This is a genomic window from Baekduia sp. (genome assembly GCF_035685985.1).
Taxonomy (GTDB): domain Bacteria; phylum Actinomycetota; class Thermoleophilia; order Solirubrobacterales; family Solirubrobacteraceae; genus Baekduia.
This window is the reverse complement of the sequence record NZ_DASRZV010000003.1, coordinates 14248-33910: the sequence shown is the minus strand read 5'-3', so window position 1 is coordinate 33910 and position 19663 is coordinate 14248. Positions and strand designations below refer to the sequence as shown.

The 19663-nt window shown below is 72.7% G+C and carries 16 protein-coding genes; 3 read left to right on the top strand and 13 right to left on the bottom strand.

The window, feature by feature from the left end; all coding sequences use genetic code 11:
• Nucleotides 1–11 precede the first annotated feature (11 nt).
• A complete protein-coding gene (locus tag VFG42_RS00805) occupies nucleotides 12–1625 on the top strand; it encodes an APC family permease (protein WP_324904210.1) in 1614 nt (537 codons plus the stop codon).
• A gap of 15 nt (nucleotides 1626–1640) precedes the next feature.
• On the opposite strand, the gene VFG42_RS00800 is transcribed toward VFG42_RS00805, so the two are convergent.
• From VFG42_RS00800 to VFG42_RS00790, 3 genes are read right to left on the bottom strand one after another with little or no spacing between them, the layout of a single operon-like run.
• Nucleotides 1641–3221: an SLC13 family permease gene (locus VFG42_RS00800; RefSeq protein WP_324904208.1), complete on the bottom strand. Its 1581-nt coding sequence runs from the start codon at nucleotides 3219–3221 to the stop codon at nucleotides 1641–1643.
• Nucleotides 3222–3227: 6 nt separating this feature from the next.
• Nucleotides 3228–4877 carry an AbgT family transporter gene (locus tag VFG42_RS00795; protein ID WP_324904206.1) on the bottom strand — a complete coding sequence of 550 codons (1650 nt, stop codon included), beginning with the start codon at nucleotides 4875–4877 and terminating at the stop codon, nucleotides 3228–3230.
• On the bottom strand, nucleotides 4874–6229 hold the full coding sequence (locus VFG42_RS00790; protein WP_324904204.1) for a M20/M25/M40 family metallo-hydrolase: 1356 nt from the start codon (nucleotides 6227–6229) through the stop codon (nucleotides 4874–4876). Before VFG42_RS00790 ends, VFG42_RS00795 begins: the two co-directional genes overlap by 4 nt.
• Nucleotides 6230–6314: 85 nt before the next feature.
• On the opposite strand from VFG42_RS00790, the gene ypfJ reads away from it, so the two are divergent.
• Nucleotides 6315–7205 carry a KPN_02809 family neutral zinc metallopeptidase gene (ypfJ, locus tag VFG42_RS00785; RefSeq protein ID WP_324904201.1) on the top strand — a complete coding sequence of 297 codons (891 nt, stop codon included), beginning with the start codon at nucleotides 6315–6317 and terminating at the stop codon, nucleotides 7203–7205.
• A 12-nt stretch (nucleotides 7206–7217) separates the two neighbouring features.
• Here ypfJ and ald read toward each other — a convergent pair whose 3' ends face one another.
• The gene (gene ald, locus VFG42_RS00780; RefSeq protein WP_324904199.1) at nucleotides 7218–8351 is read right to left on the bottom strand and encodes an alanine dehydrogenase; all 1134 of its coding nucleotides are present in this window, start codon (nucleotides 8349–8351) and stop codon (nucleotides 7218–7220) included.
• A gap of 54 nt (nucleotides 8352–8405) precedes the next feature.
• On the opposite strand from ald, the gene VFG42_RS00775 reads away from it, so the two are divergent.
• A complete protein-coding gene (locus VFG42_RS00775; RefSeq protein ID WP_324904197.1) occupies nucleotides 8406–8864 on the top strand; it encodes an Lrp/AsnC family transcriptional regulator in 459 nt (152 codons plus the stop codon).
• A 190-nt stretch (nucleotides 8865–9054) separates the two neighbouring features.
• On the opposite strand, the gene VFG42_RS00770 is transcribed toward VFG42_RS00775, so the two are convergent.
• The 9 genes from VFG42_RS00770 to VFG42_RS00730 are packed head-to-tail and all read right to left on the bottom strand — an operon-like array spanning nucleotide 9055 to nucleotide 19659.
• On the bottom strand, nucleotides 9055–10143 hold the full coding sequence (locus VFG42_RS00770) for an FAD-dependent oxidoreductase (protein WP_324904194.1): 1089 nt from the start codon (nucleotides 10141–10143) through the stop codon (nucleotides 9055–9057).
• A 3-nt stretch (nucleotides 10144–10146) separates the two neighbouring features.
• Nucleotides 10147–10920 (bottom strand): ATP-binding cassette domain-containing protein, encoded by a 774-nt coding sequence (locus VFG42_RS00765; protein WP_324904193.1) that lies wholly within the window; start codon nucleotides 10918–10920, stop codon nucleotides 10147–10149.
• Nucleotides 10917–11690 carry an ABC transporter ATP-binding protein gene (locus VFG42_RS00760; RefSeq protein WP_324904191.1) on the bottom strand — a complete coding sequence of 258 codons (774 nt, stop codon included), beginning with the start codon at nucleotides 11688–11690 and terminating at the stop codon, nucleotides 10917–10919. Before VFG42_RS00760 ends, VFG42_RS00765 begins: the two co-directional genes overlap by 4 nt.
• Nucleotides 11687–12574 (bottom strand): ABC transporter permease, encoded by an 888-nt coding sequence (locus VFG42_RS00755; RefSeq protein WP_324904189.1) that lies wholly within the window; start codon nucleotides 12572–12574, stop codon nucleotides 11687–11689. The genes VFG42_RS00760 and VFG42_RS00755 overlap by 4 nt, the downstream gene beginning before the upstream one ends.
• A 58-nt stretch (nucleotides 12575–12632) precedes the next feature.
• Complete coding sequence (locus VFG42_RS00750) at nucleotides 12633–13646, bottom strand: ABC transporter permease (RefSeq protein ID WP_324904187.1); 1014 nt, start codon at nucleotides 13644–13646, stop codon at nucleotides 12633–12635.
• 3 nt (nucleotides 13647–13649) lie between these two features.
• Complete coding sequence (locus VFG42_RS00745; RefSeq protein ID WP_324904185.1) at nucleotides 13650–15296, bottom strand: ABC transporter substrate-binding protein; 1647 nt, start codon at nucleotides 15294–15296, stop codon at nucleotides 13650–13652.
• The gene (locus VFG42_RS00740) at nucleotides 15289–16881 is read right to left on the bottom strand and encodes a hydantoinase/oxoprolinase family protein (RefSeq protein WP_324904183.1); all 1593 of its coding nucleotides are present in this window, start codon (nucleotides 16879–16881) and stop codon (nucleotides 15289–15291) included. Before VFG42_RS00740 ends, VFG42_RS00745 begins: the two co-directional genes overlap by 8 nt.
• A complete protein-coding gene (locus tag VFG42_RS00735) occupies nucleotides 16865–17959 on the bottom strand; it encodes a DUF917 domain-containing protein (RefSeq protein ID WP_324904181.1) in 1095 nt (364 codons plus the stop codon). The genes VFG42_RS00740 and VFG42_RS00735 overlap by 17 nt, the downstream gene beginning before the upstream one ends.
• On the bottom strand, nucleotides 17959–19659 hold the full coding sequence (locus tag VFG42_RS00730; RefSeq protein ID WP_324904179.1) for a hydantoinase B/oxoprolinase family protein: 1701 nt from the start codon (nucleotides 19657–19659) through the stop codon (nucleotides 17959–17961). Before VFG42_RS00730 ends, VFG42_RS00735 begins: the two co-directional genes overlap by 1 nt.
• Between the last annotated feature and the right edge of the window lie 4 nt (nucleotides 19660–19663).

Here is a 19663-nt window from a genome sequence, read left to right as displayed (position 1 = left end):
GAGCACCCCACATGGCCACGACCTCTGGACCGGAGACCCCGGTCCCGCCTGTCGCCGACAACGACGACGACGCGCGCCTCAAGAGCCTGGGCTACACCCCGCAGCTCAACCGCGTGCTCGGGCTGTTCGCGAACTTCTCGGTCGCGTTCACCTACCTCTCGCCCATGGTCGGGATCTACTCGCTCTTCGTGCTGGGCGTGGGGACCGGCGGGCCGGCGTACCTCTGGCTGACGATCCTGCCGGTCGTCGGCATGCTGTTCGTCGCGCTCGTCTTCGGCGAGCTGGCCAGCCACTACCCCGTCGCGGGCGCGTTGTACCAGTACTCGAAGTTCTCGGTCGGACCCGGGTTCGGATGGTTCGTCGGCTGGTTCTACGGCATCGCGCTGCTGGTCACCGTGGCGTCGGTGGACACCGGTGTCGTCACCTACGTCACCGCGCTCACGCACAACTGGTTCGGCTGGAACCTCAACCCCGCGAGCCACGGCACGATCCTGGTCATCACGCTGATCCTGCTGTCCATCCAGACGACGCTGAACATCACGGGCGCCCGAGTGATGGGGCGTGTCGCGCAGTTCGGCGTCTACGTCGAGGTGCTCGGCACGTTCGGGATCGCGCTGATCCTGCTGATCCACGGCTTCCACCACGACCTCGGGTTCCTGTTCTCGACGCAGGGCGTCGAGCACGCGGCCAGCAACCCGCTGAAGCTCGACTTCCACGGGACGTGGTTCCCGGCCGCGGCGCTGATCGCGGTCCTCGCGCCCGTCTACATCTTCTACGGCTTCGAGTCGGCGGGCGACATCTCCGAGGAGACCAAGGACGCGGGGCGCAGCGTGCCGCGCGCGATGCGCCTGGCGCTGATCTGGGGCGGCATCGCGTCGCTGGTGCTGACCGCCTCGCTGCTGCTGGCGATGCCCAAGCACGACCCGGTCGGCGCGACGGTCAACGGCGGCGGCGTCCCGTTCATCCTCGGCGGCCTGTCGGAGGGCGTCCAGGACTTCCTGCTGCTGTTGATCATCTTCGCGTTCTTCTCCTGCGGCACGTCGGTGCAGGGCGCGGGCAGCCGCCTGGCGTTCTCCTACGCCCGCGACGGCGCGCTGCCGGGCTCCAAGTGGCTCGGCCACGTCAACCGGCGCTTCAAGACCCCGGTCAACGCGCTGATCGGCGGCGTGTTCATCACGGTGCTCTTCGTCCTGCTCGTGTTCCCGTCGCCCAGCCACGACGTGAAGATCGGGTTCATCACCTACCCGGCCAACACCAATGCCTTGGTCGCGCTGGTGTCCTTCGGCGTCAGCGGCATCTACCTGTCGTTCCTGCTGACGGTGATCGGGTCGATCATCGCCAAGCGCCGCGGCTGGATCCCGGAGGGCAGCTTCACGCTCGGGCGCTGGGGCTGGCCGGTGCGCATCATCGCGGCCGGCTACCTCGGGTTGATGTTCATCAACGTCGCGTTCCCGAGCGGCATCACGAGCCCGAGGGCGTACTTCAACCTCGACTGGATCACGCTCAGCGTCATCGTGGTGATCGCGGTGGTCGGCGCGATCCTGTTCCTGATCGCGCGGCCCGACCGCGGGGTCGCGCGCCACGTGCACGACGCGATCGAGCCGACGGGGGCCGAACGCGTGTAGGCGCGCCTCGTCGGCTCAGAACGGCCACACCACCGGCACCCAGAGGATCGCCACGACCGCGTAGAGCGCGATGAACGGCAGCGCGAAGCGCCAGTAGTCGCCGAAGCGGTAGCCCGCCGGGCCCATGATCATCAGGTTGCCCGGCGTCGAGATCGGCGTCAGGAACGAGGCGCTGCAGCCGACGGCCAGCGACATCAGGATCGGCCGCGCCGAGACGTCCAGCGAGTGCGCCGCCGAGACGCCGACCGGGATCAGGATCAGCGCGGTCGCCGTGTTGCTGACCGCGACGCTGAAGGCCAGCGCGACGAGGAACAGCGCCACCAGCACCATGTGCGGCCCGGCGTCGCCGACGACGTCCAGCAGCACGCGCGCCAGGTCGTCGGCCGCGCCGGTGGACTGCAGCGCGTGCGACAGCGGGAACAGCCCGGCGATCAGGATGACCGTCGTCCACGAGACCGCCCGGTAGGCCTGCTCGACCCCGACGACGCCGAGCAGGATCAGCGCGCCCGCGGCCAGCACGCCCGCGATCGCCGGCGGCAGCGCGCCGGTCGCCAGCGCCACGACCATCCCGACCAGCACGCCGAGCGCCAACCCCGCGCCCTCGCTCAGCGGCACGAGCTGCCGGCGCACGGTCTCGGGGTCGTCGACCACCAGCACCTCCTGGTCCAGGTGGCGGCCCAGCGCCTCCCACGAGCCCTCCAGCAGCAGCACGTCGCCCGCCGCCAGCGTCACGTCGCCCGGCCCGGCCTCGGCCCCGGCGCGCTGGATCGCCAACACCACCAGGTCGCCGCTGGGCGTCGTCATCCCGTTGAAGAACGTCTCCCCCACCAGCGGCGACCGCGGCGGCACGAGCACCTCGGCCACGCCCGACGTGCGCGTGAACAGCTCCTCGGGCGCCTCGTGGCGGACGGCCGCGCCGTCGCCGCCGTACTGCGCCATCAGCGTCCGCGCGTGGTCCGACAGGTCCACCGACAGCTCGCGCGGCCGGCGCTCCGGCAGCAGCCGGCCCGCCAGCGTGACGCCGATGGCGATCGCGCCGATCACCAGCGGCACCCCGAACAGCGCGAACGCGAAGAACCCGAACGGCCCACCGGCCGAGCGGTCGGCCTCCTCGGAGACCAGCACGTTGACCGGCGAGCCCATCAGCACCAGCGACGCGCCCGCGTAGCCGGCGAAGGCCATCGGCATCAACATCAACGACGGCGCGCGCCCGAGCCGCAGCGCCATCAGCACGGTCATCGGGATCATCGCCGCGACCGCGCCGTTGGGCGTCAGCACCGCCGCCAGCACCGCGGCCAAGGCCAACAGCATCGCGACCAGCCGTCCCTTGCTGCGCCCCGCCGCCGCGACGAGCCGCTCGCCCGCCCACGTCGTCACGCCGGTCGCGTCCAGCGCCTCGCCGACCACGAACAGCGACGCGATGAAGATCACGGTCGGGTCGCCGAACCCCGCGAACGCCGCGTCGGCGGAGATCACCCCGGTCGCGTACAGCGCCACCGCCACGCCCATCGCGACGACCGCGACCGGCCATCGGTTCCACACGAACAACGCGACCGCCGCGCCCAGGACGACGAACGTGATCGTCGCGTCGTCCACCGCGCGCTACACGGGCCAGCCCGGGCCCAGCGGGATGCCCAGCAGGTACCAGAGCACGAAGAACGCCACCCAGAAGACCGCGACGACGATCGCGTAGGGCACCATCAACGCGATCACCGTGCCGATGCCCGAGTCCCTCTGGTAGCGCGCGGCGAAGACCACCATCAACGGGAAGTAGGGCATCAGCGGCGTGACGACGTTGATCGGCGAGTCCCCGACGCGGTAGGCCGCCAGCACCGTCTGCGGCGCCACGCCCAGGCGCAGCATCAGCGGCACGAAGATCGGCGCGAGGATCGCCCACTTGGCGATCTTGGCGGGCATGATGATGTCGACGGCGAACGTCAAGATGATGATCATGAGCAACAGCAGGACCTTGCCCAGGTCCAGGTGCTCGAGGATGTCGCCGAGCCAGATCGCGACGACCTGCGCGATGTTGCTGAAGTCGAAGTACGCGATGAACTGCGCGATCAGCAGGAACAGGAACAGCAGCGACGCCAGGCTCGCCCACGACTTGGCGATCATGCCCAGCGCGTCGTCGGCGCCCCCGATCGTCCCCGCCGCGCGGCCGAAGGCCAGCCCGGCGGCCAGGAACGTCGCCGAGATGATCACGATGAGGCTGCTCATCAGCGGCGAGTCGCCGATGATGTCGCCGGTGTCGGGGTTGCGCAGCGGCGCGCCCGGCGGCAGCGTCAGCGCGAGCACGACCAGCAGCACGAACGCCACCGCGTAGAGCGCCCAGCGCAGGCCCTTGGCCTCGGCCTCCGGGTCGATCGGCGGGCCCTCCTCGCGCGCCAGCTCCTCCTCGTCGGCCTGGCCGCGGTCCCACGTCCCCAGCCGCGGCTCGACGATCCGCGTGGTGACCAGCGTGATGACCACGGTGAGGAAGAGCGTCGAGACGATCCCGAACCAGAGGTTGGCCACGAGGTCGAGGTGCACGCTCGGGTCGACGAGGTGCGCGGCCTCGTTGGTGATGTCGGTCACCACGCCGTCGGCGGGCGTCAGCAGGATGTTGACCGCGAACGCCGCGCTGACCGCGCCGAAGGCGGCCGCGATCCCCGCCAGCGGGTGGCGGCCCACGCTGAGGAACGCCGCCGCCGCGAGCGGCACCAACACCAGGTACCCCGCGTCGCTGGCGATCGACGACACGATGCCGACGAACACGATGATGTAGGTCAACAGGCCGGGCGACGAGATCGCCACGAGCTTGCGGATCAGCGCGCCCACCAGCCCCGAGTACTCGGCGACCCCCACGCCGACCATCGCCACCAGGATCACGCCGACGGCCGCGAACCCGAGGAAGTTGGGGACGAACTGCGTGAACATGAAGCGGATGCCGTCGCCGGTCAGCAGGCCCTTGGCCTCGATCCGCTCGGTCTTGATCGCGTACTGCGCGTGCGTCTCGGGCGGGTCGTAGGACTGCGCCGACGGCTCGACCTGCGCGGCCGGCGCCTCGGCGACCTGGTGCGTGACGCCGACGTTGGCCCAGTCGAGCACCTGCGAGAGCACGATCACGCTGACGATCAGCCCGAGGAAGAGGATCGCCGGGTTCGGCACGCGGTTGCCCGCACGCTCGACCCACGCCAGGGCGCGCGCGCCGAGGCCCCCGCCGCCCGGCTCGGGGCGCGCCGCGTCCGGGGCCGCGGCCTCGGCGGTCATCGCGCGAAGGCCTCCGCGTACAACCCCAGGAACGTCGCCTCGGCGCGCACCGCGCGCTCCAGCTCGTCGAGCAGGACGCGCTCGTTGGGCCCGTGGATGTTGGCGTAGCCGTCGGTGGTGCCGACCAGCAGCGCCTCGGCGTCGGGCAGCGCGCCGGCCAGCGCGCTGACGATCGGGATCGACCCGCCGCTGCCCGCCAGCAGCACGTCGGCGTCGTCGTAGGCCTCGCTCCACGCGGCGCGCGCGGCCTCGTAGGCGGGCCCGTCGGTGGACGCCGCGAAGCCGTTGCCGGTCGGCCCGGGCGCCACGCGCGGCTCGATCCCGAAGGGCCGCTGCGCGCGCAGGTGGGCCATGACCGCCTCCTGGGCCTCGCGCGCGTCCTGCTCGGGGTGCACGCGGACGTTGAGCACCGCGCGCGCGTGCGGCGCGACCGCGTTGACCGCGCCCGCCACCGACGGCGCGTCGAGGCCGGTGACCGTGATCGCCGGCCCCGACCAGATCCGCGACCCGAGGCCGCCGGTGCCGATCAGCGGCACGCCGTCCAGGACCGTGCCCAGCTCGCGGAACTGGGCCTCGGCCTGCGCCGGGCCGTCCCACTCCTCGCGGCGCAGGCCGGCGACCGCGACGTCGCCGGCGGCGTCGTGCAGCGAGGCCAACGCCGCGATCAGCGCCAACAGCGCGTCGGGCGCGGCGCCGCCGTACTGGCCGCTGTGCTTGCCGGACGCCAGCGTCCGGCACTCGACGACGACGTTGGCCATGCCCCGCAGCGCGGTGGTCAGCGTCGGCGTGCCGGGGGCGATCGACCCCATGTCGCCGATGATCAGCGCGTCGGCGCGGAACAGCTCGGGGTCGTCGGCGGGGAAGCCGAGCAGCGCGCCGCTGCCGATCTCCTCGTAGCCCTCGACGCAGAGCCGCACCCCGACCGGCGGCCGCCCGCCCCAGGCCCGCAGCGCGCCGACGTGCATCAAGATGTTGGACTTGGTGTCGGCCGCGCCGCGCCCGTAGAGCGCGCCGTCGCGCTCGGTGGGCTCGAAGGGCGGCGAGTCCCACAGCGCCTCGTCGCCGGCGGGCACGACGTCGTAGTGGCTGTAGAGCAGGACGGTCGGCGCGCCGGGCGGCGCGGGGATCTCGCCGACGAGCACCGGGGCGGTGTCGGGCAGGTCCAGGCGTCCGACCGCCACGCCCGCGTCGGCGAAGAGGCGGCTGGTCCGATCGAAGGCCGCCAGCAGGTCGGGGCCGACCTCGCCGGGGACCGAGACCGACGGGATCCGCACCAGGTCCTCGAGGTCGCGCCGCAGTCGCGGCAGCAGCGCGGTGACCGCGGCGCGCACGTCGGTGAGGGCGTCGGTCATCGTCGGTGGACCCTCGCCGACCGCCGGGTGACCGCCCCTCACCCGAATAGGGTGATTCCCGGTCACTCGGGTAAGCGGAAGGGTCATGGGCATGCGAACGGCCGCGGCGGTGCTCCTGACGGCGCTGATCCTCGCCGTGGCGGCGGGGTGCGGCGGCGACGACGGCGGGTCCGGCGCCGCGACCACGACCGCGACGGCCACACGGACCGCGACGACCGGCGCCGCGACGACGACCGCGCCCGACGACACGCTGACCGACACCGCCGCCCAGGAGATGGACACGGCGATCGAGACGACCGCGCCGGACCCGTCGACGAGCGCGGCGACGCACGCCACCGAGACGTTCCTGCGGGCGTCGTTCATCTCCGCCCAGGACCTCTGGCGGCGCCAGTTCGCGGCCGCCGGCGCGACCTACCGTCCCGCTCACCTGCGGCTGTTCCACCACGCGGTCCACACCGCCTGCGGGACCCAGAGCGCCGAGGTCGGCCCGTTCTACTGCCCGGCCGACGAGACCGTCTACCTCAACACCACGTTCTTCGGGGCGCTGGCCAGGGCCTACAACCTGCGCAGCGGCTTCGCGGCCGGATACGTCACCGCCCACGAGGTCGGCCACCACGTCCAGAACGTGCTCGGGCTGCTGACCGCCAAGGCGCACGCCGACGCCGCCGACCCGGCCGGCGCGAACGCGCGCTCGATCCTCACCGAGCTGCAGGCCGACTGCTACGCGGGCGTCTGGCTCCACGAGCTGCACGGCGCCGGGTCGCTGACCAACGCCGACATCAACGACATCATCCGCGCGGCGACGGTCGTCGGCGACGACTTCCAGCGCAACCAGGCGGGCGCGCCGCTGGCGCCCGAGACGTGGACCCACGGCTCCTCCGAGCAGCGGGTGCGGTGGCTGACCGCCGGCATGCGCTCGGGCGTGCCGGCCACGTGCGACACGTTCCGGTCAGCCGCCGCGGGAAGCGGCGGCTGAGCCGGGGGGTGTCTAGGCGAGCGCCGGGACCTTGTCGAGCGCCGTCAGCGGATCGACGGCGGTGAGGCCCTGGTCGATCGCGACGGGCTCGTAGGTGACCTCGCCGGCGGCGACGTTGAGGCCCGCCAGGAAGCCCGGATCGGACTTCAGCGCGGCGTGGACGCCCTGCTCGGCGAGCTTGACGACGTAGGGCATCGTCGCGTTGGTCAGCGCGAAGGTCGAGGTGATCGGCACCGCGCCGGGCATGTTGGCCACGCAGTAGTGCGTGACGCCGTCGACCTCGTAGGTCGGATCGGTGTGCGTCGTCGGGCGCGAGGTCTCAAAGCACCCGCCCTGATCGATCGACACGTCGACCAGCACCGCGTTGGCCTTCATCAGCTTGAGCTGCTCGCGCGTGATCACGTGCGGCGCCTTGGCCCCGTGGACCAAGACGGCGCCGACCACGAGGTCGACCTCGGGCAGCAGCTTCTCGATGGACAGCGTGCTGGAGAAGACGGTGGAGCAGCGGTTGTTGAGCAGGAAGTCCAGCTCGCGCAACCGGTCGATCGAGCGGTCAAAGACGTAGGTCTCGGCCCCCATGCCGATCGCGATCTCCGCCGCCGTCAACCCCACGACGCCACCGCCGATGACCATCACCTTGCCCGCCGCGACGCCCGGCACGCCGCCCAGCAGCAGGCCGCGGCCACCCAACGGCTTCTCCAACATGAACGCACCGGCCTGCGTGGCGATCTTGCCCGCCACCTCGCTCATCGGCGCCAGCAGCGGCAGCTTGCCCTTGGCGTCGGTGACGGTCTCGTAGGCGATGCAGGTCGCGCCGGAGTCGCGCAGCCCCTGCGTCAGCTCGGCGTCGGGCGCGAGGTGCAGGTAGGTGAACAGCGTGTGGCGCGGCTCGAGCATCGCGACCTCGACCGGCTGGGGCTCCTTGACCTTGACGATCATGTCGCTGCCGGCGAACACCGCGGCGGCGTCCGGGACGATCTGGGCGCCCTGCTCGGTGTACTCGGCGTCGGGGATCGCCGAGCCGACGCCGGCGCCCTCCTGGATCAGGACCTCGTGGCCCCGGTCCACCAGCTCGCGCACGCCCGCGGGCGTGAACGCGACGCGGTACTCGTCGGTCTTGATCTCCGTGGGGACGCCGATGCGCATGTGCGCGATTCTGCGAAGATCACGTGTGGACGACAAGCGATCGGCCAAAACTCCGTGGGATCCTCAAGCCTCGACGACACCGACTTCCGAATTCTCAACCTGCTCGTCGCGAACGGAAGGGCCTCGTTCGCGTCGCTGGGCGAGGAGGTCGGGCTGAGCCCGCACGGCGCCGCCGACCGCGTCCGGCGCCTGGAGCGCGCGGGCGTCATCACCGGCTACGCGGCAACGGTCGCGCTGGAGTCCGTGGGCCGCGCGCTGGACGCGATGATCGACGTCCGGCTGGCCTCGACGACGTCCTCGGACCGCTTCGAGGAGTTCTGCGCGACGCTGCCCGCCGTCCAGGAGGTCGCGTTCGTCACCGGCCGCTTCGACTTCTACGTGCGCGTCGCCTGCCAGAACGCCGACGACCTCGACGCGACCGTCCGCGCGATCCGCCGCGAGGGCGGCGCCGCGCAGACCGAGACGCGCATCGTCCTGCGCGCGACCCAGCACGACCACGAGCTGGACGCCTAGTGTCGTGATTCATTCATTCGGTCGCAGCATTCCGGGATGCTCGGCCCCGTCAGGCGGTCGTCGATGACCGCAGGCGACCCCTTGGGTCGTTGAGGATCAGCGACGAGCGCATGGCGGCGGCGAGCGCCCGGAGGCGGCCGGCGAATGAATGAATCACGACACTAGAGCGACAACATGCCTCGCCGGCGAGCTAGGCGGAGCGCGGCGGCGGGCCGGCCCGGTCGGCGCGCAGCGCCGGCGGGATGGCGGCGGCGTCGCCGGCGAGGAGCGCGTCGGCGAGGAGGTGGGCGGAGGCGGCGCCGGTGGAGATGCCGCGGCCGCCGTGGCCGGTGGCCAGCCAGAGGGTGGGGTCGCCGGCGACGGGGCCGAGGAGCGGGCGGCCGTCGAAGGCGTGGGGGCGGGCGCAGACGCGGGTGGCGGCGATGGTCGCGGTGGTCGCCGCCGGCCAGAAGGCGGCGGCGTCGGCCAGCAGCTGGGTGGCCCAGGGCGCGCCGTCGGGCTCGTCGGCCAGCCAGGTCGAGCCCAGGGCCAGCTCCGAGGGCGTGGCGATCAAGCTGAAGGCCTTGGGTGGAAGCTCGCCGCGGCCGTCCATCAGCGGCACGCGTGGCCGGGCCCCGCCGTCGATCGACACGCTCACGCCCCACACCGGGCGGACGGGACGCCAGCGCCCCGTCGGATCGACGAGCGCGCTCGACGCGGCGCCGGCCGCCACGACCACGACGTCGGCGCGGTGGACCTCGCCGCCGGCGACCACGCCGCGGACGGTGCCGCCGTCGCGGTGCAGCGCGACCGGCGCGTCGGTGACGAGCGTCGCGCCGCGCTCGCGCGCGAGGCCCGCGAACCGGTGCACGGCGGCCGCGGGCCGCAGCGGGTGGCCGGTCGCCAGCAGGCAGCCCCAGAGCCCGTCGCGGACGCCCGGCTCCAGCGCGGTCACCTCCCCCGGCGCCAGCAGCGCCGGCGCCAGCTCCGGGAACGCCGCCGCCTCGGCGACCGCCCGCTCGGCGCCCGCCGCGTCGCCGAAGAGCAGCAGCGCGCCGGTCGGCTCGGCGGGCACGACGTCGGCGCCCAGCACGTCGCGCAGGATCGCCACGGTCTCCTCGTGCAGCGCGACCTGCTCGGCCTCGAACGGATGCTCGACCAGCCCCGCGTTGCGCCCGGACGCGCCCGCGCCGACCGGTCCCGCGTCGAAGACCGCCACCCGCGCGCCGCGCCGCGCCAGCGACGCGGCCGTCACGCAGCCGACGATGCCGGCGCCGACGACGACCACGTCATAGGTCATGGCTCAGGAGCGTACGGCGATCTCGGGCACGGCCGCCCGCAGCTGCTGGGTGTAGGGGTGCCGCGGCCGGTCGAGGACCTGGGCGGTCGGCCCGTGCTCGACGACCGCGCCGTCCTTGAGCACGAGGCAGGCGTCGCAGAGCTGGTCGACGACCGCCAGGTTGTGGGAGATCAGCAGGTAGGACAGCGAGCGCTCGGCGCGCAGGCGGCGGATGAGGTCGAGGATCCGCGCCTGGACGGTGACGTCCAGCGCGCTGGTCGGCTCGTCCAAGATGAGGATCTTGGGCTCGACGGCCAGGGCGCGGGCGATCGTCGCGCGCTGGCGCTGGCCGCCCGACAGCTCGTGCGGGTAGCGATCGGCCAGCGCCGCGGGCAGCCCGACCTCCTCCAGCAGCTCGGCGACGCGGGCGGCGCGCCGCGGCCCGCGGGGGATCAACGCGTGCGCCGCGATGCCCTCGGCCACCGACGCGCCGACCTTCATGCGCGGGTCCAGCGCCTCGGTGCCGTCCTGCATCACCAGCTGCACGGCGCGGCGGAAGGCCTTCATGTCGCCCCGGCGCAGCGTGGAGATGTCGGTGCCCTCGAACGCGATCGTGCCGCCGGCCAGCGGCGTCAACCCCAACAACGCCCGCGCGATGGTGGACTTGCCCGAGCCGGACTCGCCGATCAGCCCGAGCCCGAACGGGCCCTCGGGCACGTCGAACGACACGGCCTGGACGGCGTGGACGTCGCGGAAGCGCACGTCGATGGCGGACGCGGTCAGCAGCGGCGCGGTCATGCGATGCGCTTCTCCCCGATGACCGGCACGGCGTCCAGCAGCGCGCGCGTGTAGTCGTCGCTCGGCGTGTGCAGGACGTCGGCCACCGCGCCCTCCTCGATCACGCGGCCGTCGCGCATGACCACGACGCGATCGGCGAGGTCGCCGATCACCGCGAGGTCGTGCGAGATGAACAACATGGCCGTCCCGTGCTCCTCGCGCAACCGCTTCAACAACGCGACGACCTGGGCCTGGACGGTGACGTCCAGCGCGCTGGTCGGCTCGTCGCACAGCAGCACGTCGGCCCGCAGCGCGACCGCCAGCGCGATCGCGAAGCGCTGCGCCTGGCCGCCGGACACCTGATGCGGGTAGCGCGACAGCAGCGACGTCTCCAGCGACACGTCGGCCAGCGCGTCCTCCATCCGGCGCCGCGCCTCGTCGCCCTCGATGCCGTGCAGGCCGAGCGTCCGCAGGAAGTACTTGCCCAACCGCAGCGTCGGGTTCAGCGACCCGCGCGGCGACTGCATCACCATCGCGATCCGCCGTCCGCGCAGCTCGCGCCAGCGCGCCTCGGTCGCGCCGAGCAGCTCCTCGCCGTCGAGCGCGATCGACCCGCTCACCGACGCGCCCAAGGACCGCGACAGCCCGAGGACCGCCAGCGCGGTCTGCGACTTGCCCGACCCGCTCTCGCCGGCCAGGCCGACGATCTCGCCGCGCGTGAGGTCCAGCGACGGCACGCGCGCCACCACGTTGCCGGCGTAGGCGACTTCCAGATCCCGGACCGCGATCACCAGCGCCGCCCCGCCTTCGGGTCCAGCAGCGTGCGCAGCCCGTCGCCGAGCAGGTTGAAGCCGACCGCCGCGAAGATGATCGCCACGCCCGGCACGATCGCCACCCACCAGTTGGTCTCCAGCAGGCCCTGGCCCTGGTTGACCATCAGGCCCCACTCCGGCGTCGGGTCCTGCGCGCCGAGCCCGAGGAACGACAGCGCCGCGGCCGTCAGCATGATCCCGGCCGCGTCCAGCGACAGCTGCACGATCGTCGGCGGCAGCGCGTTGGGCAGCACGTGGCGCGCGAGCACCTTCCAGCGCGGGACGCCCAGCGCCCGCGCGGCCTCGACGTACCCGCGCTGCGCGATGGCGAGGGCGCTGCCACGAGCGAGGCGCGCGTACCAGGGCCACCACGTCACGGCGATCGCCAGCGCCGCGTGCTCGGCCGAGGGGCTGAGGACGGTGGCGAGGGCGAGCGCGAGCAGGAGCGCCGGGAAGGCCAGGAACACGTCGGTGATCCGCATGATCACGTCGTCGATCCAGCCGCCGGTCGCGCCGGCGACGATCCCCAGCGGCACGCCGATCAGCGCGCTGATCGCCAACACCACCACGACGATCAACAGCGACGTGCGCGCGCCGTAGAGCACGCGCGTCAGCACGTCGCGCCCGAGCTGGTCGGTGCCCAGCAGGTGCGAGCCGCCGGGCTTCAGCAGCGTCTCGGTCGGGTGCGTGACGTTGCCGGCGTCGCCCGGGTGCGGCGCGATCAGCGGTGCGAAGATCGCGATCAGCACCAACACCACGATGATGCCCAGGCCGATGGCCATCAGCGGCTGGCGGCGCAGCGCGGCGCGGAAGTCGCGCAGCGGCGCGCGCGACGGCGCGGCCTCCAGCGGGGCGGTCTCCATGACCGTCATCGAACGCCCCTCCACGTCGGGGAACCTGCGCGACGGCAGCGTTCGACGCTCACGACAGCGACACCCGCGGGTCGAGCCACACCTGGATCACGTCCACCACCAACGTCGAGATCACGTACACCAACGCCACGAACAGCGTCACCCCGATGATCGCCGGGGTGTCGAGCGCCTGGATCGACGCCGTCGCGTAGGAGCCCAGCCCCGGCCAGTTGAAGATCGACTCCACCAGGAACGTGTTGACCAAGGCGTAGGCGAACATCAGCGCGGTCACCGAGACCACCGGGTTCAGCGCGGGCCGCAGCGCCAGGCCGCGCACGATCTGGCGCTCGCTGTAGCCCAGGCCGCGCGCCATCCGCACGTGGTCCTCGCCGAGCTGCTCGATCAGCGACGCGCGCGTCATCTGCGCGATCACGCCGGTCGGGTAGGCGGCGACCGCGATCACCGGCAGCACGAGGTGCGCCAGCGCGCTGAAGAAGATCGCGAAGTTCCCCGTGATCAGCGCGTCGACCACCGTGAGGTGCGTGAGCACCGTCAGCGGGTGCGTGTAGTCGAGCTTGGGGTCGTACTCGCCGGCGACGGGGAACCACCCGAGCTTCTGCGAGAACACGAACTGCAGCGTCAAGGCCAACAGGAACACCGGCGCCGACACCGAGAGCATCGACCCGACGCGCACGCCCGCGTCCGGACCGCCGCCCCGGCGTGCCGCGAGCATCCCCAGCGGCACGCCGATCAGCAACGACACCAACAACGCGATCCCGACGAGCTCCAGCGTCGGCGGGATCACGTTGCCGAGGTCGTCGAGCACGGGGCGGTGCGTGTGCAGCGCCGTCCCCCAGTCCCCGGTGACCGTGCCCTTGAGGTAGTCGCCGAGCTGCTCGATGGCCGGCTTGTCCAGCCCGAACTCGTCCCGCACCTGCTGCAACGCGGCCGGCGTCGCGTGCGGGCCGGCGTAGGCCACCGCCGGGTCGCCCGGGACGATCCGGGCGACCACGAAGGTGAGCACGATGACGCCGAGGACGACGATCACCGCCTGCGCCAGGCGTCGCAGGAGGTAGCGGCGCATGGCCTAGCTCTCGGCCCCCGGGACCACGTCGTAGGCGAACACGACGTTCGAGTACGCCGGGTTGTCCACGTACTTGGTCAGCGACTTGCGGAACGGGCGCTGGTAGGTGTTGACGAAGAACGTCATCACCACGGCGTCGTCCAGGACGCGCTTCTGCGCGTCGGCGTACGCGGTCTGCGCGGTGTCCCCGCCCTGGGCGGCCTTCTCCTGCAGCGCGTCGATCTCGCTGTCGAGCTGCGCGTCCTTGACGTAGGACAGGTTGAACGCCGGCTCGTCGGAGGAGCGGAACAGCGAGGTGAACCACGAGAACGCGTCCGCGTAGTCCGGGTACCAGTACATGACGAAGATGTCCTGGCGCTTGGACGCGTCGGAGGACTTGGCCTGGTCCCACTGCGCCGTCCACTGCATGGGCTTGACCTTGACGTCGACGCCGACCTTGGCGAGATCGGACTTCAGGACCGCCGCGGTCAGCGACTCGTTGTCGTCGCCCTGGGCGTGGGTGAGCGTCAGCGTGAGCTTCTTGCCGCCGTCGCCGTAGCCGGCCTCCTTGAGCAGCGCCTTGGCGCCGTCGAGGTCCTGCTGCTCGGTGATCGACGGGTCGTAGCCGGCCAGGCCCTCGGGGATGAACCCGTGCGCCTCCTGGCCCGCGCCCTTCAGCGCCTGGATCAGGCCGCTGTAGTCCATCGTCTTGATGACGGCCTGGCGGACGCGCTTGTCCTTCAGCGGGCCCGACGCGGTGTTCAGCAGGCCGACGAGGTTCTCGAACGACGGCGTCGTCGAGGACGTCATGCCCGGCGCGGACTTCACGTTGTCGAACAGCTGCGCGTTGAGCTGGCGGGCGATCGTCGCGTCGCCGGAGCGCAGCAGCTGCGCGCTCGTGGTCGCCTGCGGCACGTGGCGGTAGACGACGTTGGCGTAGTGCGTGCCGTCCCAGCCCTTCCAGTAGCCGGAGAACTGCTTCAACCGCACCTCGACGTCGGCGCCCTTGTTCCACTGGGCCAGCTGGTAGGGCCCGGTGCCCGCCTCGTGGCCGGCGGCGAACCACTTGGCCAGCGTCGTGCCCGACGGCGCGGCCTTCGTGTCGTACACGTAGGCCGCGTAGGCCGACGAGGCGATCAGGTCCAGCGGCGCCGGGTACTTCAGCTGGAACTTCAGCGTGGTCGCGTCCGGCGCGGTGATCTTCTTCACGGCGCCCCACTCGTAGGCGGCGCCCTGGTTGAGCTTCATCGTGCGCTCGATCGCGGCCTTGGCGGCGGGAGCGTCGGCCGCGTGGCCGTTGTGGAACTTGACGCCCGGGTGCAGCTTGAACGTCCAGGACTTGCCGTCCGACGACTTGGTGTAGGAGTCGGCGAGCTGGGGCTCGACCTGCTTGGTGTCCTTGTCGTAGCGGACGAGCTGCTCGTACATGTTGTTCATGACCGAGACCTCGTTGGAGTACGAGGTCGCCGGATCCCAGCCCACCATCAGCTCGTTGGAGTCGAGGTAGGTGAGCGTGGCGTCCTTGGGCCCGTTGGCCGTGGACGCGTCCGCGGTCGTGCCGGAGCCCGCCGAGCCGGAAGCGCCCGTGCCACCCGGAGCCTTCTTGGAGCCGCAGCCCGCCAGCGGGACGACGGCCAGCGCCGCGCACGCGACGACGATTGCCCTACGCATGGTGCATCCTCTGTTCGCTTGTCCGTAGCGGTCCGACCGCCTTGACCCGGAGCCGCACGATCGGCTCGGTCATGTAGGCGAGCGGGACCTCGTCCAACTCGACGACCTCGGTCCGGGAGCCGTCGGCCCCGGCCTCGACGGCGCGGCGGATCGCCCGGCCACGCGCCTCCTCCAGCTTCTCCGCGCGGTCGCCGTTGAGCGAGACGACCTCCTCGATCTGCCCGCTGACCTGCGCGATCGCGGCGCCGACGGCGTTGGCCACGTCGTGGTGGTCGGGCCGCAGCACCTCGCTGATGCCCGGCAGCGCGTCGGGCACGAGGAACGACCCGCCGCCGACGGCGACCAGCGGCACGTCCTGCGGCGCGGTGCGCGCGCGGTCGACCGCGTTGGCCAGCAGCTCGCCCGCCCGCGCGAGGATCGCGTCGGCGTCCAGGTCGGCCGGCGGCGCCACGTCGCCGATCGCCACGCGCCCCGCGCGCACGGCGGCGTCGGTGAGCGTCGTGGTCGCGCCGCCGAAGACCAGGCCCTGGGTCGGCAGCGCGGCGCCGACCGACTGCGGGCCGACCGCGTAGCCGCCGGCCACGTCGGCGTCCGGCCGCACGATCGAGCCGCCGCCGACGCCGATCGAGACGATGTCGGGCATCCGGAAGTTCGTGCGCGCGCCGCCGATGTCGATGGCGATCGCCGACTCGCGCGGGAAGCCGTGCTCCAGCGCGGCGACGTCGCTCGACGTGCCGCCGACGTCCACGACGAGGCCATCGCGCAACCGCGACAGGAACGCCGCGCCGCGCATCGAGTTGGCCAGGCCGGACCCGATCGTCAGCACCGGCGTGCGCGCGGCGGCCTCGACCGACATCAGCGTGCCGTCGTTCTGGGTGAACAACAGCTGCGCGTCCAGGCCCTGGGCGGTCACCGCGTCGGCGACGCCCTGCGCGGCCGCCCGCGCCACGGCGGTCAGCGCCGCGTTGAGGACCGCGGCGTTCTCGCGCTCGATCAGCCCGAGCGTCCCGACCTCGTGGCCGAGCGCGACCGTGACGTCCGCGCCCAGCACCTCGCGCGCGACGTCGCGGGCGCGCAGCTCGTGCTCGGGGTCGGCGGGCGAGAACGCGCCGGTGATCGCGACCGCGTCGGCCACGCCCTCCATCTCGCCGAGGAAGCGCTTGGCCGCCTCGACGTCCAGCGGCGCGATCTCGCGGCCGTCGACCTCGTGGCCGCCGCCGATGATCGCTCCGCCGGCCAGCACCGCGTCGCGCAGCTCGGCGGGCCAGCCGATCAGCGGGCGCACGGCCAGGCCGGTCGGCGCGGCGAGCCGCAGCACCGCGACCTTCTGCAGCCGGCGGCGCTCGAGGATCGCGTTCATCGCGTGGGTCGAGCCGACCATCACGTGGGTGACGCGCGCGGCCACGGCGGGGTCGCCGGCGCGGTCCAGCACGCCGTCCAGCGCGGCGCGGACGCCGCTGGTCACGTCGGCCGTCGTCGGGACCTTCACCTTGGCCTTGACGTCGTGGGCGGCGTTGAGCAGCACCGCGTCGGTGTGCGTGCCGCCGACGTCGATGCCGATCCGCAGGTCAGGCGCGAGGGGCAAGAGCGTCCTCCACGGGCACGTAGTCGAGGTCGTAGCCGAAGGCGCGCGGGCCCGCGACCTCCAGGCCCCGCGGGCTGCGCCACAGCGGGTCGCAGGGCAGCGCGATCACCGCGACGCGCTGGCCGAAGCGCAGCACCTCGGTCGGGACCGCCTCGCCGCTCTGGTCGTCGACGAGCGAGATCAGGTCCGGGACGCAGCAGAGCATGCGCCCGTCCTCGAAGGCGGCGAGGTTCTCGTTCTGGATCTCGACGCGCAGCAGGCGCCCGGCGTCGTCGCCGGTGCCCTCGATCGTCACCGAGCCGCGGACGAAGCCGCCGGTGGTCCGGCGCTCGACGTCGATGATCTTGCCCTCGATCAAGGCATAGGCACCGAGATGGTCGACCAGCGCCTGCACGCCGTCGGCGGCGCCGCGCCCGCGCAGCGCGCGGCCGATCTCCACCGCCGTGGTGATCGAGCCCTCGACGATCGCGCCCTGGGCCTCGGCGGCCGTCATGATGTAGTCGATCTCCACCGCGCTGCCGCCCATCGCGACGGCGGCGGTGCGGGCCAGGCGCTCGGCCCAGTACTCGCTGGAGGGCTCGAAGGACACCAGGTTGCCGTGCGGGTCGCAGAGCAACACCATCCCGGGCGGCAGGCCCGCGACGTTCATGGACACCATCTGGACCTCGGGGAACGCGCGGCCCATCGCGTCGCCGTCGACGACCGGCAGGTCGAGCAGACCCGCGTAGGCGATCGGCTTGACGCCGTTGGAGCCGCCGATCTCGACCGGCATCAGCGCGACGACCGGCGCGTCGAAGCGCGCCTCGACGTGCGCGCGCAGCCGCGCGGGCTCGGTGCCCGCGGGCACCTTCTCCAGCGAGACCGTCGGCGCGCCGATCGTCCCGATCGGCAGGATCAGCCCGTCCTGGGGCAGCTCGTCGAGCGTGACGAGGCGCACCGGGCCGCGCTCCTCCAGGACCTGCTTGGCCATCAGCTCGCCCGCGTAGGTCGCGCCGCCGCCGCCGGTGCCGAGGATGCCGCAGCCGACGCCGAGGTCGTCGACGTCGTCGAGCGCGATCTGGGTGAGGCGGTCGGACATCAGTCCCCGAAGGCGTGCGGGTAATCGGCGCGGGCGCGCGCCTCGGACAGGTAGCCGTCGCGGACGTCGGCGAGGACCGCGGCCGCGTCGCGCTCGGCGGGCGCGCCGTAGCCGCCACCGCCGCCGGTGTGCAGGTGCACGACCGCGTCCTTGGGCAGGACCACGCGCGTGGCCTTCGAGTACGGCGTGACCGTGCCGTCGGGCAGCTCGACCTCGAGGGCGTTGGGTCGGGCGGCGGTGCCGCCGTCCAGGCCCCACGGCGCGTTCTTGGTGCGCTCGACCGTCGTGGTCATCAGCGCGTCCTCCAGGAAGCGGAACGAGTAGTCGACGCCCAGGCCGCCGCGGTGGCGCCCCGCGCCGCCGGAGTCCGGCGCCAGCTCGACGCGGTCCATGATCCACGGGTTCTTGGCCTCGGCGACCTCCACGGAGGTCACGCGCGTGGCCGCCTCGGAGATGTGCATCAACCCGCTCTGGCCGTCGCCGCGGACGTGGGCGCCCTGGCCGACCGCGTGCGGGCCGCCGTCGGTCCACGGCTCGCGCGTCCGCTCGCGCGTGCCCCAGAAGACCAGCGCGCAGATGTCGCCGCCGGAGCAGGCCGGGACGGCCTCGGGCATCGCGCCGAACAGCGCCTGGTAGATCGCCTCCATCGCCTGGTCGCCCGCCCAGCCGTAGAGGAAGCACGGCGCCGGCGGCTCGGGGTGGAAGAGCGTGCCGGGCTTGGTCAGGACCTCGATCGCGCGGAAGTGCCCCTCGTTGGGCGCCTCGCCGCCGCCGGCCAGCATCGTGATCGCGATGCGGGTCGCGCTGACGGTGCTCGGCACCGGGCAGTTGATCGGGCCCGGGCGCTCGGGCGGCGCGTTGGTGTAGTCCACCACCACGTCGGAGCCCTTGACCTCGATGGCGATCTCGAACGGGACGCGGTCCTCGGTCAGGCCGTCGGAGTCCATCTCGCCGCGGCCGAGGTAGCGGCCGTCGGGCAGCTTGTCGAACCACGACCGGACGACCGCCTCGCCCGCCGCGTACATGCGCTCGACGCACTCGCGGAAGACCGGGAGCGTGTGGCGGCCGACGACGCGGTCCAGCGCGGTGGCGCCCGCGCGCACGCCGACGACCAGGGCGTTGATGTCGCCCGCGACCATCTTCGGGACGCGCGAGTTGGCGGTCGCCATCCGGTAGATGTCGCTCACCAGCCGCCCGCGGCTGAAGAGCTTGACGCCCGGGAAGATCGTGCCCTCCTGGAAGACGTCCACCGTGTCGGTCGAGTACGGGTCCTTGCCGCCGATGTCCAACCAATGGGCCTTGATCGCCGAGTACCCGATCAACTCGCCCTCGGCCAGGAAGACCGGCATGACGACCGCGACGTCCTGCGGGTGCGAGCCGGTGCCGTAGGGCACGTTGTACAAGATGATGTCGCCGGGCTCCAGCGCGTCCTCGCCGCCGACGGCCTCGACGGCGCCGGTGACGCAGAACGACATGGTGCCCATGAACGTCGGCAGCGTCGGCGCCTGGGCGAGCAGGTTGACGTCGCGGTCGTACAGCGCCGCCGCGAAGTCCAGGACCTCGTAGATGACCGGCGAGAACGACGTGCGGATCAGCGCCCGCTTCATCTGCTCGGCGGCGGCGTTCAGCGCCTGGCGGACGATCTCCGTGGTGACGGGATCGGCGCCGCGGGCGACCTTCGTGGTCTCGGTCTCGCTCATGCGC